11 protein-coding genes and 6 pseudogenes are annotated in these 16,372 nt (G+C 55.3%); 11 read left to right on the top strand and 6 right to left on the bottom strand.

Annotated features, from left to right (window positions below; translation table 11 throughout):
* Positions 1–52: 52 nt before the first annotated feature.
* Genes ACLJRU_RS11890 through ACLJRU_RS11880 form a run of 3 tightly spaced genes read right to left on the bottom strand, consistent with a single transcriptional unit; the run spans position 53 to position 2,338 of the window.
* Complete coding sequence (locus ACLJRU_RS11890; RefSeq protein ID WP_001540799.1) at positions 53–307, bottom strand: non-oxidative hydroxyarylic acid decarboxylases subunit D; 255 nt, start codon at positions 305–307, stop codon at positions 53–55.
* A 10-nt stretch (positions 308–317) separates the two neighbouring features.
* Positions 318–1,745 carry a non-oxidative hydroxyarylic acid decarboxylases subunit C gene (locus tag ACLJRU_RS11885; RefSeq protein WP_001540798.1) on the bottom strand — a complete coding sequence of 476 codons (1,428 nt, stop codon included), beginning with the start codon at positions 1,743–1,745 and terminating at the stop codon, positions 318–320.
* The gene (locus ACLJRU_RS11880; RefSeq protein WP_001237180.1) at positions 1,745–2,338 is read right to left on the bottom strand and encodes a non-oxidative hydroxyarylic acid decarboxylases subunit B; all 594 of its coding nucleotides are present in this window, start codon (positions 2,336–2,338) and stop codon (positions 1,745–1,747) included. Before ACLJRU_RS11880 ends, ACLJRU_RS11885 begins: the two co-directional genes overlap by 1 nt.
* A gap of 170 nt (positions 2,339–2,508) precedes the next feature.
* Here ACLJRU_RS11880 and ACLJRU_RS11875 point away from each other — a divergent pair, with 170 nt between their 5' ends.
* Positions 2,509–2,913 (top strand): MarR family winged helix-turn-helix transcriptional regulator, encoded by a 405-nt coding sequence (locus ACLJRU_RS11875; RefSeq protein ID WP_000423338.1) that lies wholly within the window; start codon positions 2,509–2,511, stop codon positions 2,911–2,913.
* Between the two features lie 18 nt (positions 2,914–2,931).
* Here ACLJRU_RS11875 and ygbI read toward each other — a convergent pair whose 3' ends face one another.
* Positions 2,932–3,696: a DNA-binding transcriptional repressor YgbI gene (ygbI, locus tag ACLJRU_RS11870; protein ID WP_001540797.1), complete on the bottom strand. Its 765-nt coding sequence runs from the start codon at positions 3,694–3,696 to the stop codon at positions 2,932–2,934.
* 196 nt (positions 3,697–3,892) lie between these two features.
* On the opposite strand from ygbI, the gene ltnD reads away from it, so the two are divergent.
* From ltnD to ACLJRU_RS11840, 6 genes and pseudogenes are all read left to right on the top strand, one after another.
* Complete coding sequence (gene ltnD / locus ACLJRU_RS11865) at positions 3,893–4,816, top strand: L-threonate dehydrogenase (protein ID WP_000206945.1); 924 nt, start codon at positions 3,893–3,895, stop codon at positions 4,814–4,816.
* On the top strand, positions 4,810–6,072 hold the full coding sequence (gene otnK / locus ACLJRU_RS11860) for a 3-oxo-tetronate kinase (protein WP_023235202.1): 1,263 nt from the start codon (positions 4,810–4,812) through the stop codon (positions 6,070–6,072). The genes ltnD and otnK overlap by 7 nt, the downstream gene beginning before the upstream one ends.
* Positions 6,069–6,707, top strand: a complete 639-nt coding sequence (locus ACLJRU_RS11855) for an aldolase (RefSeq protein WP_000209068.1) — start codon at positions 6,069–6,071, stop codon at positions 6,705–6,707. Before otnK ends, ACLJRU_RS11855 begins: the two co-directional genes overlap by 4 nt.
* 4 nt (positions 6,708–6,711) lie before the next feature.
* A complete protein-coding gene (locus tag ACLJRU_RS11850; RefSeq protein WP_023235201.1) occupies positions 6,712–7,488 on the top strand; it encodes an HPr family phosphocarrier protein in 777 nt (258 codons plus the stop codon).
* 39 nt (positions 7,489–7,527) lie between these two features.
* Positions 7,528–8,477: pseudogene (gene denD / locus ACLJRU_RS11845) on the top strand (D-erythronate dehydrogenase).
* Positions 8,474–9,971, top strand: a pseudogene (locus ACLJRU_RS11840) (GntP family permease). Before denD ends, ACLJRU_RS11840 begins: the two co-directional pseudogenes overlap by 4 nt.
* Positions 9,972–10,012: 41 nt before the next feature.
* On the opposite strand, the pseudogene ACLJRU_RS11835 reads toward ACLJRU_RS11840, so the two are convergent.
* Positions 10,013–10,941: pseudogene (locus ACLJRU_RS11835) on the bottom strand (LysR substrate-binding domain-containing protein).
* 87 nt (positions 10,942–11,028) lie between these two features.
* On the opposite strand from ACLJRU_RS11835, the pseudogene ACLJRU_RS11830 reads away from it, so the two are divergent.
* Positions 11,029–12,234: pseudogene (locus ACLJRU_RS11830) on the top strand (MFS transporter).
* Complete coding sequence (locus ACLJRU_RS11825; RefSeq protein ID WP_001070458.1) at positions 12,231–12,611, top strand: DUF4440 domain-containing protein; 381 nt, start codon at positions 12,231–12,233, stop codon at positions 12,609–12,611. The pseudogene ACLJRU_RS11830 and the gene ACLJRU_RS11825 overlap by 4 nt, the downstream one beginning before the upstream one ends.
* Positions 12,612–12,666: 55 nt before the next feature.
* On the opposite strand, the gene mutS is transcribed toward ACLJRU_RS11825, so the two are convergent.
* Complete coding sequence (mutS, locus tag ACLJRU_RS11820; protein WP_001005807.1) at positions 12,667–15,234, bottom strand: DNA mismatch repair protein MutS; 2,568 nt, start codon at positions 15,232–15,234, stop codon at positions 12,667–12,669.
* Positions 15,235–15,391: 157 nt separating this feature from the next.
* Between mutS and ACLJRU_RS11815 the strand changes: the two are divergent.
* Together ACLJRU_RS11815 and ACLJRU_RS11810 are read left to right on the top strand one after the other, a co-directional pair.
* Positions 15,392–15,790 (top strand): annotated as a pseudogene (locus tag ACLJRU_RS11815) (cytoplasmic protein); the annotation flags it as partial.
* A gap of 199 nt (positions 15,791–15,989) precedes the next feature.
* Positions 15,990–16,220 (top strand): annotated as a pseudogene (locus ACLJRU_RS11810) (hypothetical protein); the annotation flags it as partial.
* Positions 16,221–16,372: the final 152 nt, after the last annotated feature.

Genomic DNA, 16,372 nt, shown 5'->3' with positions numbered 1-16,372 from the left:
AAATACAAAACGCCCGATGATGTTCATCAGGCGTTTTACAGACAAAAAACTGTCAACCTATATCAGGACTAGTCAGTTTGTCTTCTGCCAGCAACGGCGGGATACTCGGCACCATTGGCGCGTCATCAATATCTTTTTGTGTCATGCGAAACGCTTGTGGATAGTGTTCGCGGCTGGTACGGCGTAACGGTTCGGTATCGCGCCAGGTATACAGACAATGCTGACACTGATATACCGTCCAGACTCCTTTTACCGGCGAAGTCGCCATGAGTTCAATATGTGCATCGGCACAGCGTGGACAAATCATCGGTTACTCCTTATTTACGGTTGGCCAGCATGGCGGTCAGCTTTTCAGCCCAGGCTTTAGTTTCCGGTAAATCAACAACCGGCTGGCTATAGTGACCACGGTTATCTGGCGCAACCGGCGTGGTGGCGTCAATGATCAGCTTGTCGGTAATCCCCGCCGGGCTTGAGCCCGGATCCAGTTCCAGGACGGACATATTCGGTAGCTGTACCAGATCGCCTGCTGGATTCACTTTCGACGACAATGCCCACATCACCTGTGGCAGATTGAATGGATCGACATCTTCATCGACCATGATCACCATCTTCACATATCCCAGACCGTGCGGCGTTGTCATCGCTCGCAGGCCCACCGCGCGGGCAAAGCCGCCGTAGCGTTTTTTGGTCGAGATGATGGCCAGCAGGCCGTGGGTGTACATGGCGTTTACCGCCTGCACTTCCGGAAATTCGGCTTTCAGCTGTTGATACCGTGGCACGCAGGTCGCCGGCCCCATCAGGTAGTCGATTTCCGTCCACGGCATCCCCAAATAGAGCGATTCAAAAATGGGTTTGCTGCGATAAGAGACCTTATCGATACGCACCACGGTCATGTTGCGACCGCCGGAATAGTGGCCGCTAAATTCGCCGAACGGTCCTTCAATTTCACGTTTACGGCTTTCGATGACCCCTTCAAGAATGACTTCAGATCCCCACGGCACATCAAAACCGGTCAACGGCGCGGTAGCGATAGGATAGGGGCTTTCACGCAGCGCGCCTGCCATTTCATACTCTGACTGATCGTATTTCAGCGGCGTTGCGCCCATCAGGGTAATGATCGGATCGTTACCCAACGTGATCGCAATTGGCAGATCTTCTCCGCGCTCTTCGGCTTTGTGCAGGTGCAATGCGATATCATGCATCGGCACTGGTTGCAGACCCAGCTTACGCTTGCCTTTAACTTCCATGCGGTAGATGCCGACATTCTGCTTGCCGAAGTTATCGGGATCGAGCGGATCGCGTGATACCACACAGGCTTTATCCAGATAGAATCCGCCGTCGCCGTCGTTCAGACGAAACAGCGGCAGGATATCAAACAGGTTGATTGCGTCGCCGTCGACGGTATTTTCCGCCCAGCCCGGATTCGCCCGTCGTTCCGGCGCTACCGGAAAATTGTCCCAGTGGCGAATAAATTCATCGATCTGTTTTTTAACCGGCGTGTTAGGCGGCAAACCCAGTGAGATGGCATGGTTCTGCCAGGAACCGATGGTATTCATCGCCACGCGGGCGTCGGTAAAACCACGAATATTGTCAAACCACAGCGCGGGCGCGCCATCGCCGATGCGTCCCGTTGCGTTGGCAGCGGCGGCGAGATCCGGCTCCGCATTCACTTCCTCGCTGATTTTCAGCAGTTGTCCCTGCTGATCCAGCGCATGTAAAAAACTGCGCAAATCATCAAATGCCATTATCCATTCTCCTGTGAAAAATTTGCTGCCTGTCGCAGTCCTTGCCAGCGGCGCGCGCGCGTATGCTCCAGACCAAACTGGTCGAGAACGCGCGCTACGATGTGCTGGATAATATCGTCAACGGTTTGCGGCAGGTTGTAGAACGCGGGCATGGGCGGCACTATCGCCACCCCCATACGAGAAAGCGCAAGCATGTTTTCCAGATGAATCGTGCTGAGCGGCATTTCCCGCGGCACAAGCACCAGCTTGCGACCCTCTTTCAACACGACATCGGCAGCGCGTCCTACCAGCCCCTCGGCATAGCCGGCGCGAACCCCCGCCAGTGTTTTCATACTGCAGGGGATAATAATCATGCCGTCGGTACGAAATGAGCCGGAGGAAATGGTCGCCGCCTGATCGGCCGGGCTATGACAATAATCTGCCAGGGCGGCTACCTCAGCGGGCGTGTAGGGCGTCTCCAGTTCAATAGTGGTTTTCGCCCACTTTGACATTACCAGATGCGTTTCAACATCAGGTATCGCCCGCAATGCCTGGAGTAACTCGACGCCAAGCGGCGCGCCGGTCGCACCGGTCATCCCCACAATCAATCTCATTTCTTACCTCAAATATCGTTCGTATACGAACATTTTGATCAAAATACGCCCACACGGCCTTTGCGACAAGATCGCTCCCGACGCCTGCGCACGTTTAGCTAAAGCATTCGTCATTAAAAAACCGTGCATAAGTCGTTATGATAGAAAAAGTTAATTTATCCGGAGCGCTCATGGAGTTACGAAACACCGCGTTTCATCTGTTACGCCAACTTTTTCAGCAACATACCGCACGCTGGCAGCATGAACTACCGGAGCTCACCAAACCTCAATATGCGGTGATGCGCGTTATTGCTGAACATCCGGGTATTGAACAGGTCGATCTGACCGAAGCGGCGGTCAGCACTAAAGCGACGCTGGCGGAGATGTTAAGCCGGATGGAAAATCGTGGGCTGGTAAAGCGAGAAAACGATCCGCTGGATAAACGTCGGCGTTTTGTCTATCTCACCGTTCAGGGCCAAACGTTGCTCGCCGCCGCGATACCACTGGGGGATCGCGTTGACGATGAGTTTTTGGGGCGACTGAGCGCTGAAGAACGCGAACAGTTTACGCAACTGGTACGCAAGATGATGACGTAAGCGGCTTGCGCCGCTTTGCTATTTTTTGGCCATCAGCAGTGAGATATCCACTTTGGCCAGCGCCCGAATTGCGCTTTCCGGCAGGCCGTCATCGGTGACGATTTGGTTGAATTCCGCCAGCGGTAACGCCAGCCACGTCGCGACCTGGCCGTATTTGGTCGCGTCGCACACCAGAATTTTTTGGCGGCTGGCGCTGGCGACGGCCCGTTTCACCGTGACTTTATCTTCTGCCGGCGTTGAAATACCGCGCACGCTCCAGGACGAGGCGGAAATAAAGGCCTGGTCAATCATCAGCCCGCGCAAAAGCGTCGCCGCGGCTTCACCGACGCACGACCGGTTTTCCCGGCATACCGTCCCGCCAGTGTGAATAATTGTGCAATCGCTATTGTCCATCAGGTAATCGGCGATAACGAAATCATTGGTCACCACCGTAAGTTTATTCATCGTAACCAGCTGCCTGGCGATCGCCAGCGTGGTCGTACCTGCATCAAGGTAGATACAGCTTTCTGGCTGTACTAGGCTGGCGGCCAGTTTGCCAATCGCCGCTTTCTGCGGCGTCGCCAGTTCGGTTTTGATCTGATGCGAGGGTTCGTGCGCCACGCGAGTCGATGATTGCACGCCGCCAGAGACCTGGATTACCGCGCCTTGCTGCTCCAGTTTTTGTAAATCACGGCGGATAGTCATGTGGGATACATGCATGCGCTCGGTCAGTTCAGCGATACTGACGATGCCTTTCTCCGCTACCATATCAAGAATGATTTGTCGACGCTCAGTAGGTATCAACGTCTGCTCCTTTCTTTAGTCCTGTCGCGATTTTACGCGATTTCTCGTCACAGCGTGTGAAGTTCTATGAGGATTGCCTTCACAAAAAATAACACATTTTGTTATTTTTTGTGAAACAACTCACCGCAATTGTTTACAAAAACGCCTATATTCACATAACAAAACATAATATCACGTAAATTAACATGGAGTGATAATGACAACAGGAACTGATTTTCATGTCGGCATTGTGGGGCTTGGCTCAATGGGAATGGGCGCTGCGCGTTCATGCCTGCGCGCCGGGCTTTCCACATGGGGGGCCGATCTTAACCCGCAAGCGTGCGCGAATCTGCTCGCTGAAGGGGCTTGTGGGGCTGCCGCCAGCGCCAGGGAGTTCGCCGGCGTCGTGGATGCGTTAGTCATTCTGGTCGTCAATGCCGCCCAGGTCAGACAGGTGTTATTCGGTGAGGATGGCGTCGCCCATCTGATGAAACCCGGAGGCGCGGTGATGGTCTCGTCTACGATCTCAAGCGCCGACGCGCAAGAGATCGCCGCGGCGTTGACGGCATTGAATCTTAACATGCTGGATGCGCCGGTTTCCGGCGGCGCGGTAAAAGCGGCGCAGGGCGAAATGACGGTGATGGCCTCCGGGAGCGAGGCGGCGTTTACCCGCCTGAAGCCTGTGCTGGACGCCGTTGCCAGCAACGTTTATCGCATCAGCGATACGCCGGGCGCAGGCTCAACCGTCAAAATCATTCATCAGCTGCTGGCTGGCGTGCATATTGCGGCGGCGGCTGAAGCGATGGCGCTGGCCGCGCGGGCCGGTATTCCTCTGGACGTGATGTATGACGTCGTGACCCATGCCGCCGGAAACTCCTGGATGTTCGAAAACCGTATGCAGCATGTCGTTGACGGCGACTATACCCCGCGTTCGGCCGTCGACATTTTTGTCAAAGATTTGGGGCTGGTTGCCGATACGGCGAAAGCGCTGCGCTTCCCCTTACCGCTGGCCTCTACGGCGTTAAATATGTTCACCAGCGCCAGTAACGCCGGTTATGGCAAAGAGGATGACAGCGCTGTGATCAAAATTTTCTCAGGGATTACTCTGCCTGGCGTCATGCCTGAGGAGCCGTCATGTTAAAAATTGGCGTCATTGCCGATGATTTTACCGGCGCGACCGACATCGCCAGTTTTCTGGTCGAAAACGGGATGCCGACAGTGCAGATCAATGATGTCCCAACCGGGACGCAACCGGAAGGGTGCGACGCGGTGGTTATCAGCCTGAAAACCCGCTCATGCCCGGAGCAAGAAGCGATAAAACAATCGCTGGCGGCGCTGGTATGGCTGAAAAAACAGGGCTGCCAGCAAGTCTATTTCAAATATTGCTCGACTTTCGATAGTACCGCCGAAGGCAATATCGGCCCGGTCACCGATGCGCTGATGGTGGCGCTGGATACCTCATTTACCGTGATTTCTCCCGCGCTGCCGGTTAACGGACGCACGGTTTATCAGGGCTATCTGTTTGTCATGAACCACTTGCTGGCGGAGTCCGGTATGCGCCACCACCCTATCAATCCGATGACCGACAGCTACCTGCCGCGTCTGATGGAAGCGCAGGCGCAAGGGCGCTGCGGCGTCATTCCGGCTCAGACGCTTGATGAAGGCGTTGCCGCGACCCGTGCGGCGCTGTCGCGTTTACAGCAGGAAGGATATCGCTACGCGGTACTTGACGCGCTCAATGAGCGGCACCTGGAAATTCAGGGCGAGGTTTTGCGTGATGCCCCGCTGGTGACCGGCGGTTCCGGGCTGGCAATGGGGCTGGCGCGTCAGTGGGCGAAGCACGGCGTTTCTCAGGCCCGTTCCGCAGGCTATCCGCTGAGCGGTCGCGCGGTGGTGCTTTCCGGTTCCTGTTCGCAAATGACTAATCAGCAGGTGGCTTTCTATCGACAACATGCTCCCACACGCGACGTTGACGTGGCGCGTTGCCTGTCATCCGAGACGCGCGAGGCCTACGCTGAAGCGCTGGCGCAGTGGGTGCTCAGTCAGGACAGCGAACTGGCGCCAATGATTAGCGCCACCGCCTCCACGCAGGCGCTGGCCGCCATCCAGCAGCAATATGGCGCTACCGAAGCCAGCCATGCGGTAGAGGCGCTCTTTTCCCTGCTGGCCGCTCGCTTAGCGGAAGGCGGTATCACCCGGTTTATCGTGGCGGGCGGCGAAACCTCGGGCGTGGTGACGCAAAGCCTCGGTATTACCGGTTTTCACATCGGACCGTGCATTTCACCCGGCGTGCCGTGGGTCAACGCGCTCCATGCGCCGGTCTCGCTGGCGCTAAAGTCAGGCAATTTTGGCGATGAATCCTTTTTCATCCGCGCTCAAAGGGAGTTTCAGGTATGACGACACTGGCAAAAGAAGAGCACGCTTTGCGAGAAGAGATGGTCAGGATAGCCGCCTCGTTTTTCCAGCGCGGCTATGCCACCGGCTCGGCAGGCAACCTCTCGCTGTTACTGCCGGACGGCAATATTCTGGCGACGCCCACCGGTTCGTGTCTGGGTAATCTTGACCCGCAGCGGCTATCCAAAGTGGACCCGCAGGGCGAATGGCTCAGCGGCGATAAACCGTCTAAAGAGGTGCGTTTTCATCTGGCGTTGTATCGCAATAACCCTTGCTGCAAGGCCGTGGTACATCTGCACAGCACCTGGTCAACGGCGCTTTCCTGTCTCGAAGGGCTGGACCCGCAAAATGTGATTCGCCCGTTTACCCCCTATGTGGTGATGCGGATGGGAGACATTCCGCTGGTTCCCTACTATCGCCCGGGGGATGACCGAATTGCTCGCGATTTGGCTGCGCTGGCGGCCCGGCATCAGGCCTTTTTACTGGCTAATCATGGGCCGGTCGTGTGCGGGGAGAATTTGCAGGAAGCCGCTAATAATACCGAGGAGCTGGAAGAGACGGCAAAGCTGATTTTTATCCTTGGCGAACGCCCGATTCGTTATTTAACCACCGAAGAAATTGCGCAGTTAAGGAGATAACCCGATGCCGCGTTTTGCCGCCAATTTGTCGATGATGTTTACCGAAGTGCCGTTTATCGAGCGTTTTGCCGCTGTTGCCGAAGCCGGTTTTCAGGCCGTTGAGTTTCTGTTCCCCTACGGCTTTGCCGCCAGCGAGATTAAAGCCCAGCTATCGCGTCATGATCTGACGCTGGCGCTGTTTAATACTTCGGCGGGCGATACCGCGGCGGGCGAGTGGGGACGTGCCGCGCCACCGGGGCGCGAACACGACGCGCGCGCCGATATCGATCTGGCTCTGGAATACGCTCTGGCGCTGGAATGTGAGCAGGTTCACATCATGGCGGGTGTAGTGCCGGATGGCGCTGATGGCGCACGTTATCGCGCCACGTTTATCGATAATTTGCGTTATGCCGCCGACCGGTTTGCCGCCCACGATAAACGTATTTTGATCGAAGCGCTGAGTCCCGGCGTTAAACCCGGCTACCTCTTTTCCAGCCAATATCAGGCGCTGGGCATCGCAGAAGAGGTTGACCGCCCGAATGTGTTCATCCAGCTCGACACTTTCCATGCGCAAAAAGTGGATGGCAATTTGAGTCACCTGATTCGCGAGTACGCGGGCCGCTATGCCCATGTACAAATCGCCTCGCTACCGGACAGACATGAACCGGATGATGGCGAGATCAACTACCCGTGGCTGTTCCGGCTGTTCGATGACGTAGGTTATCGCGGCTGGATAGGCTGCGAATACCAACCACGGAATACCACTCAGGACGGGCTTGGCTGGTTTAACGCCTGGCGCTAACCCTGAACTACCCTACACAACAATAAAGAGGACATCCGGATGCAGATTATCATTACCGGCGGGGGCGGCTTTTTAGGCCAGAAACTCGCAAGCGCCTTATTAAACTCATCGCTGGCGTTTAACGAACTGCTTCTTGTTGATTTAAAAATGCCTGCACGGTTATCAGATTCCCCTCGTTTACGCTGCCTGGAAGCTGACTTAACCCAGCCGGGCGTGTTGGAGAGTGTGATTACCGCTAATACCTCCGTTGTTTATCATCTCGCTGCGATTGTCAGCAGTCATGCGGAAGACGATTTCGATCTGGGATGGAAAGTTAACCTGGATCTTACCCGCCAGTTACTTGAGGCGTGTCGTCGACAACCGCAGAAAATTCGTTTTGTCTTCTCCAGCTCGCTTGCCGTTTATGGCGGTACGCTGCCGGAATGCGTCACCGATACCACCGCGCTCACGCCGCGCTCGTCTTATGGCGCGCAGAAAGCCGCCTGTGAACTGTTGGTCAACGATTATACCCGCAAAGGCTATGTGGATGGGCTGGCGCTGCGTTTGCCGACGATCTGTGTTCGCCCGGGTAAACCAAACCGCGCCGCTTCTTCTTTTGTCAGCGCGATTATTCGTGAACCGTTGCAGGGCGAGACGACCGTCTGCCCGGTGTCGGAAAGTTTGCGGCTGTGGATTTCCAGCCCGGCGACGGTGATCCATAACCTGTCGCTGGCCGCAACGTTACCCGCGCCTGGCGAGGCGAGCAGCATCAACTTACCGGGGATCAGCGTAACCGTGGGCGAGATGCTGGAAACGTTGCGTCAGGCGGGTGGCCAGGCGCGCGCGATCGGGTTACGCATCAGCGCGACGAAGGCGTCGAGAAAATTGTCGCCTCCTGGCCGGGACGTATCGATAACCAGCGTGCGCTGGCGTTAGGTTTTGTCGCCGATAAACGCTTCGATGACATTATCGAACGCTTTCGACAAGATGATATGGAGGGGAGGTCATGACAAGTTTACCGACCCCAATTATCGGTCTGATCGTTGCCGTTTTCGTGCTGGTATGGCTGGTGTTACGCACCCGTGTTCATGCGCTGATCGCGATGCTGGCGGCGGCCTGCATCGCCGGTCTGTTGGGGGGAATGGGCATTGATAAAACGCTCTCTGTCATCACCAGCGGATTCGGTACGACGCTGGGCAGTATTGGCCTGGTGATTGGCCTCGGCGTAATGATGGGGCGCTTGCTGGAGGTTTCCGGCGCGGCGGAGCGTATCGCCTGGAGCTTTATCAAATGGCTGGGGAAACGCCGTGAAGAGTGGGCGCTGGCGATCACGGGTTATATTGTCAGCACCCCATTTTCGTCGATTCCGCTTTTGTCATTCTTTATCCGGTGGCGAAAGCGCTGGCGAAAAGCGGTAAACGTTCGCTACTGACGCTGGGCGTCGCGCTGGCGGGCGGGCTGGTGGTCACTCACCATACGGTACCTCCGACGCCCGGTCCGCTGGGGGTAGCCGGGATTTTTAACGTCGACATCGGCGCAATGTTATTGACCGGGATAGCGCTGGCGGTGCCCTGTGTGATCGGCATTGTGTTCTATGCGCAGTGGCTGGATAAACGCTACCCTGATTTCGTGCCGCGCACGCTGAACGCCGATGAAGTCAATGCCACGCTGGAGCAGTACAACAAAGAGAAAGAGCAAAAGGATCTGCCGAGCCTGACGCTCTCTCTCTGCTGCCTATTGTGGTGCCGATCGTGCTGATCTTCCTGAAGGCTATCTGTTCCACCCTCGCCACTGTAGAAGGATGGTCCGGCCTGGCGACGCATCCGGTGGTACAGGCAATCAACTTTGTGGGAAGTCCGGTGATCGCGTTGGCCATCAGCGTTCTGCTGGCGGTGTATACGCTGGTGCCGCGCATGGATAAACATACCACCGCAGAGCGTCTGGAAGAGGGCTTGCAAAGCGCCGGGATTATCTTACTGGTCACGGGCGCTGGCGGCGCGTTGGGCGCGATCCTGCGCGACAGCGGCGCGGGACAACAGCTGGCGGAGCAGGTTGCCAACCTGCCGATCTCGCCGATCCTGATCCCGTTTATCGTGGCGACGCTGGTACGCCTGATTCAGGGATCGGGGACGGTGGCGATGATCACTGCCGCCTCGATTTCCGCGCCGATCCTGGCGCAGATCCCCGGCATCAATATGTTGCTTGCCGCTCAGGCCGCAACGATGGGGTCGCTGTTCTTCGGCTACTTCAACGATAGCCTGTTCTGGGTGGTTAACCGCATGATGGGCGTCTCTGATGTCAAACAGCAGATGGTGGTTTGGTCTGTACCGACGACCATTGCCTGGGCGATTGGCGGCACCGGCGTGGCGCTGATTAACCTGCTGTTCGGTTCCGGCGGCAGTTGGCTCGATCCGTTACTGCCGATCGTCGTTCTGGCGGCAATTATGCTGTGGGTGCGTTGGCAGGCGCAGGGGATCAAAGACAAGCTGGTAGTTAAGGATTAAGACGGTATTATCCGTCCGGGAGCGTAATGCTCCCGGACTGGCTACAATGATGGGACGTGCTCCCCGCAATCCCATTGCGAACGTAAAAAATCAATAAATGCGCGTACTTTTGTCGATACATGGCGGGCGTCCGGATAAACGGCATAAATGCCCTGACGGGGAAAATGATAGTCGGGTAACAGGTGAATTAACGTTCCATCCTCCAGTGCGGTGTTGACTAACCATTGCGGCAGTAATGCGACGCCGCTTCCCGCGAGAGCGAAGGCCATCAGCGAGCGCTGTCGACAGAAATTTTGCCGGCTTTGCTTATCTCTAGGCGTGAGTGTTGGCCATGATTATTCGTTACTGTCCACCGTAGCGGCGTAGGTAATCGCTCATGAATAATCCATTCCGCCTGGGCCAACGACTCCAGTGACGACACGGGGTGGCGGGCGAGCCACTGCGGCGCGGCGACCGGCAGAATGGTAAAGCGGGATATCAGCGCGGCGCGATAGCGGGAGTCCGCCAGCGAGCCAAGCCGAATCGCCACATCAAAGCGCTCGGCAATTAAATCGGCATGATGTGATGAGGACATATGCCGAATACGGAGATCGGGATGGCGCTGACTAAACTGCGCCAGTACCGGAATGACCACCTGTTCGCCAAACTCGGGCGTAGTGGTAATACGTAACTCGCCGCCCAGCCCACTATGGCTGGCACGCACTTCATCCTGCAAATTTTTCGCTGAGTTGAGTAAATTCACGCCTTTTTGGTAAAAGAGGACGCCGGCGTCTGTGAGCGTCAGTCGTCGGGTGGAACGTAGCAATAACGTTACGCCAAGCTCTTTTTCAAGCTGCCGAATATTAAAACTCACTACTGCTTTTGTTTGGCCCGATGCGGCGGCGGCGGCCGTGAAGCTGCCGCTATCTACCACGGCGATAAACAGCGACATACGCTGCAAATTGAGCATGGCGAGCTCCTTTACTGTCAAAATTATTTTGACAGTATATCGTTGAAGCGCGGACTTATCTGGCTTTCTCCGGACGGCTACATTAGCGCCTCTGACGGAGGATGCATAATGACGTATCGCAGTAAAGTGGCAGTGGTTTACCTGCTCGGCTTCTTTCTTGATCTGATTAATCTGTTTATTGCCAGCGTGGCTTTTCCTGCGATGTCCGTGGATCTGCATACGTCCATATCGGCGCTGGCATGGGTGAGTAATGGTTATATCGCAGGATTAACGCTGATCGTTCCGTTTAGCGCGTTTCTTTCACGTTATCTCGGCGCACGACGGCTGATCATATTTTCGCTCATTCTGTTTAGCGTTGCCGCCGCTGCCGCAGGTTTTGCCGATTCCTTACACAGCCTTGTTTTCTGGCGTATTGTGCAGGGGGCGGGCGGTGGCTTATTGATCCCGGTTGGTCAGGCGTTAACCTGGCAACAGTTTGAACCGCATGAACGCGCTGGCGTGTCATCGGTTGTCATGATGGTGGCGCTACTGGCGCCGGCATGTTCGCCTGCGATTGGCGGGCTGCTGGTGGAAACGTGCGGCTAGCGCTGGATATTCTTTGCCACGCTGCCGGTGGCCGTTCTCACTTTATTGCTCGCTTATCGTTGGCTGAACGCTGCGTCGACGACAATGGCGTCAACAAGATTGCTCCATCTGCCGCTGTTGACGGACAGGCTGCTGCGTTTTGCCATGATCGTCTATCTGTGCGTACCGGGTATGTTCATTGGTATCAGCGTGGTCGGGATGTTTTATCTACAGAACGTCGCGCAGCTATCGCCTGCGGCGGCGGGGTCGCTGATGATCCCCTGGTCGATCGCTTCATTTGTCGCCATTATGCTTACCGGACGTTACTTCAATCGGCTTGGGCCGCGTCCGCTGATTATCGTCGGCTGTCTTCTTCAGGCCGCAGGGATACTGCTTTTAACTAACGTTACGCCTGCGACATCGCACCGTGTACTGATGATGATATTCGCCTTAATGGGCGCTGGCGGCAGTTTGTGCAGCAGTACCGCGCAGAGTGGCGCTTTCCTGACTATTGCTCGCCGGGACATGCCTGACGCCAGCGCGCTATGGAATCTTAATCGTCAGATCAGCTTTTTCCTTGGCGCGACGCTGTTGACGCTGCTGTTAAATGCGCTCCAGCGCGTTATGTCGCTTGAGGTTGCTTATCGCTGGACCTTTATTGCCGCCGGTATCACCCTGCTGCCCCTTATTTACGCTGTCTGTCTAAACAATAGACAAGCACTTCTGTGCCTGAAAAAGGAAAGACCATGAATCCATATAAAGATGAAATTATTCACGCCCATGCGGCGATTGAGAACTGGCTTAGCAAGGGGATGGGGAGCCTGGAGGCGTTGATAGCGCGTTTCGCTGCTGATTTTACGATGATAACGCCAGGCGGTGTTTGTCTAGATTATCCGGCGCTTGGCGCTTTTTTCCAGGCGCAGCGCGCGTGTCGCCCGGGTCTGGTTATCGTGGTTGAGCACATTGACCTTGTGGCGGAGTGGCCGGAAGGCGCCGCGCTGCGTTATCGTGAGCGACAGCAACTGCCGGGCCAGGCCGAGACGGTACGCTGGTCGACGGTCATTTTAAAAAGGGAAAGAGGACGGATAGTCTGGCGTCATTTACACGAAACGACAGTCACAGCCTGAAAAGCCTGTTCCGGCGCGTGGGCCCGATAACGCGGCGCTATCGGGCCCGACACGTTTACACCAGACTTTTCAGCCGATAGATCCACTCCAGCGCCTGGCGTGGCGTCAGGGAGTCCGGATCGAGATTCTCCAGCGCTTCAACGGCGGGCGATGTCTCCTCCGGGGCGGCAAGCAACGACATTTGCGTGCCGTCCACCTGCGTTGCCGCCGCATTGGGCGAGATGCTTTCCAGCTCGCGGAGTTTTTGGCGCGCGCGTTTGATGACTTCTTTAGGGACGCCCGCAAGCGCCGCGACCGCCAGGCCATAGCTCTTACTTGCCGCGCCGTCCTGCACGCTGTGCATAAACGCGATAGTATCGCCGTGTTCCAGCGCATCCAGGTGGACGTTCGCCACGCCTTCCATTTTCTCCGGTAATTGGGTCAGCTCGAAGTAGTGGGTAGCGAACAGCGTTAACGCTTTAATCTTATTCGCGAGATTCTCCGCGCAGGCCCAGGCCAACGACAGCCCGTCATACGTGGAGGTACCGCGCCCGATTTCATCCATCAATACCAGACTGTTTTCCGTGGCATTATGCAGAATGTTCGCGGTTTCGGTCATCTCCACCATAAAGGTCGAACGCCCGGAGGCCAGGTCGTCCGCTGCGCCGACGCGGGTAAAAATACGGTCGATGGGGCCGATTTCCACGTTTTGCGCCGGAACGTAACTGCCGATATAGGCCAGCAGGGCGATCAATGCCGTTTGCCGCATATAGGTACTTTTACCGCCCATATTGGGGCCGGTAATGATCAACATCCGGCGCTGCGGCGACAGATTGAGCGGGTTAGCGATAAACGGCTCATTCAGTACCTGCTCAACCACCGGGTGGCGACCTTCGGTAATACGGATACCGGGTTTATCGGTAAATGTCGGGCAGGTGTAATTCAGCGTCCAGGCGCGTTCGGCCAGGTTAACCAGCACATCCAGTTCCGCCAGCGCGTTCGCGCTCTGCTGTAAATCGGCCAGATGCGGCAACAGCAGATCAAACAATTCGTCATATAGCTGTTTTTCCAGCGCCAGCGCTTTGCCTTTCGAGGTCAGAACTTTATCTTCGTACTCTTTAAGCTCAGGAATAATGTAGCGTTCGGCATTTTTCAGCGTCTGGCGACGCACATAATTGATGGGCGCCAGATGGCTTTGACCACGGCTAATCTGAATGTAATAACCATGTACCGCGTTATAGCCGACTTTCAGCGTATCCAGCCCGGTACGCTCGCGTTCGCGAATTTCCAGACGATCGAGATAATCGGTGGCGCCGTCCGCCAGCGCGCGCCATTCATCCAGCTCTTCATGGTAGCCGGGCGCAATAACGCCGCCGTCGCGGACCAGTACCGGCGGCGCGTCAATAATGGCGCGTTCCAGGAGGTCGCGCAGCTCGGCGAAATCGCCCATTTTTTTACGCAACGCCTGTACCGGCGCGCTGTCAACGGTTTCAAGCTGAGCGTGCAATTCCGGCAGTTGCTGGAAGGCGTGACGCATTCGGGCGAGATCGCGCGGACGCGCGGTGCGCAGCGCCAGACGCGCAAGGATACGCTCCAAATCGCCGACCTGACGCAGCACCGGTTGCAGTTCGCTGACGGTGTCCTGCAAGGCGCCGATGGTCTGCTGGCGTTCACGTAATATGTCGGTATTTCGTACCGGCATATGCAGCCAGCGTTTAAGCATTCGGCTACCCATTGGCGTCACGGTACAGTCAAGCACCGCGGCGAGGGTATTTTCGACACCGCCGGCCAGGTTCTGGGTAATTTCCAGATTGCGGCGGGTCGCGGCATCCATAATGATGCTGTCTTGCTGGCGTTCCATCGTAATGGAACGAATATGCGGCAGGGAGGTGCGCTGGGTATCTTTTACGTACTGTAACAGGCAGCCTGCCGCACATAATCCACGCGAGGCATTTTCGACGCCGAAACCGACCAGATCCCGCGTACCGAATTGCAGATTTAACTGCTGGCGGGCGGTATCAATCTCAAACTCCCACAACGGGCGACGGCGCAGACCCCGGCGTCCCTCTATTAACGCCATTTCAGCAAAATCTTCGGCATACAACAGTTCGGCGGGATTGGTGCGCTGCAGCTCTGCGGCCATCGTTTCACGGTCGGCGGGTTCGCTCAGACGAAAGCGCCCGGAGCTGATATCCAGCGTGGCGTAACCGTAGCCTTTACCATCCTGCCAGATAGCCGCCAGCAGGTTATCCTGACGCTCCTGTAACAGGGCTTCATCGCTGATAGTGCCAGGCGTAACGATACGCACGACCTTACGTTCAACGGGACCTTTGCTGGTGGCCGGATCGCCAATCTGTTCGCAAATAGCGACGGATTCGCCCTGATTGACCAGTTTCGCGAGGTAGTTTTCTACGGCGTGGTGCGGGATACCCGCCATAGGGATAGGTTCGCCAGCCGATGCGCCGCGTTTGGTCAGCGAAATATCGAGCAACTGCGACGCACGCTTTGCGTCGTCATAAAACAGCTCGTAAAAGTCTCCCATACGATAAAAGAGCAGGATCTCCGGATGCTGGGCTTTCAGCTTGAGATACTGCTGCATCATGGGGGTGTGGTTGGAGAAGTCCTTATCAAATGACTCATTCATATTGATTTTACTCTTTTTTTATTCTTTCAAGTGCTCATGTGGCCCCGGGTAAAACCCTTATAAACTCACATAAACTCATAAATTTGTAGCTCACCTGTAGCCTAAAATGTGACAGGTTACATTCTCATCATTCCTGGACTACAACAGGGGTGATACTTTGAAAACAACTTTCAGCCAGCCTTTCATTATCAACAAGTTAAGTATCAATGTTAAGCCTGCGCTCAGTCGCTCTGGAAAAATCGTTTTCGAAGCTAACCCAGCTCAAAAACTCTACATTGTTTTCGATGACCACAGACAAGCTCCTGCTGGTTTCGGGGTAAAAGCCAGTTTGACGAAAAAAACCTACGTAATCCAGCGAAGAGTAGCCTCGTCAGATCGTAATGTCAGTGAGGGTAGGAAGCCAAGTTCTGTCTTGAAAGTAAAAGTTGGAAATGTGTTCGATTTTCCAAATATTGACGAAACAAGGCAAGCTGCTAGGCAATTAGTTCAGACCATGCTCGCAACAAAGAGAAATTTCAACAAAATTAAGAGGGAAACGGATGCTTCCGAACTCAAAATGAGACTGTAATTAAAATTGTGTAATTGCCTGATTTTGATATGTTCGATTCAACATCAAAAGCTGGTTGCTTTATGGACGAAAAACAGTTGCAGGCTCTGGCTAATGCACTGGCCAAAATCTCAAAATACCTGAAGATCTCAGCCCGTTCGATCGTCTGCTGAAGAAAAACCAGACCCGCATTTCCGGCATAGATAATCAACATGCTATTAAAAAGCGTACGGTGTTTCCGACGGACGAGTCAGTGAAAAAGGTCGTGTGACTGGCAATTCAGGCCGACATCCGAAAATGGACAATGTCGCTAAGGGACTGGCTCATGACAACGAGTCGCTTTATTATCACGCTCGGGTTCGGTAGCCGCCTGGACGTTCACTTCCGAGAAAGGCATTTACACCGAATGGTGTATAGGCTCGTGGTTGGTCTTCGGTGAGAGGCAGGATGTCTCTCATTAATCTCCGGGAGCGTACAATAGTTGCTCCGGCAGCCTGAAGGATGAAGTGTATATAACCTAAAACATAACGGATATAGCTTCCTTACTCAACCTGACGTAATACGCCGACAGTAAAATCAGGGATACCATAC

It is taken from the genome of Salmonella sp. SAL00653 (assembly GCF_046552515.1).
Taxonomy (GTDB): Bacteria; Pseudomonadota; Gammaproteobacteria; order Enterobacterales; family Enterobacteriaceae; genus Salmonella; species Salmonella enterica.
Note: the sequence above shows the minus strand (reverse complement) of the source record. Positions and strands in the feature narration are given on the sequence as shown.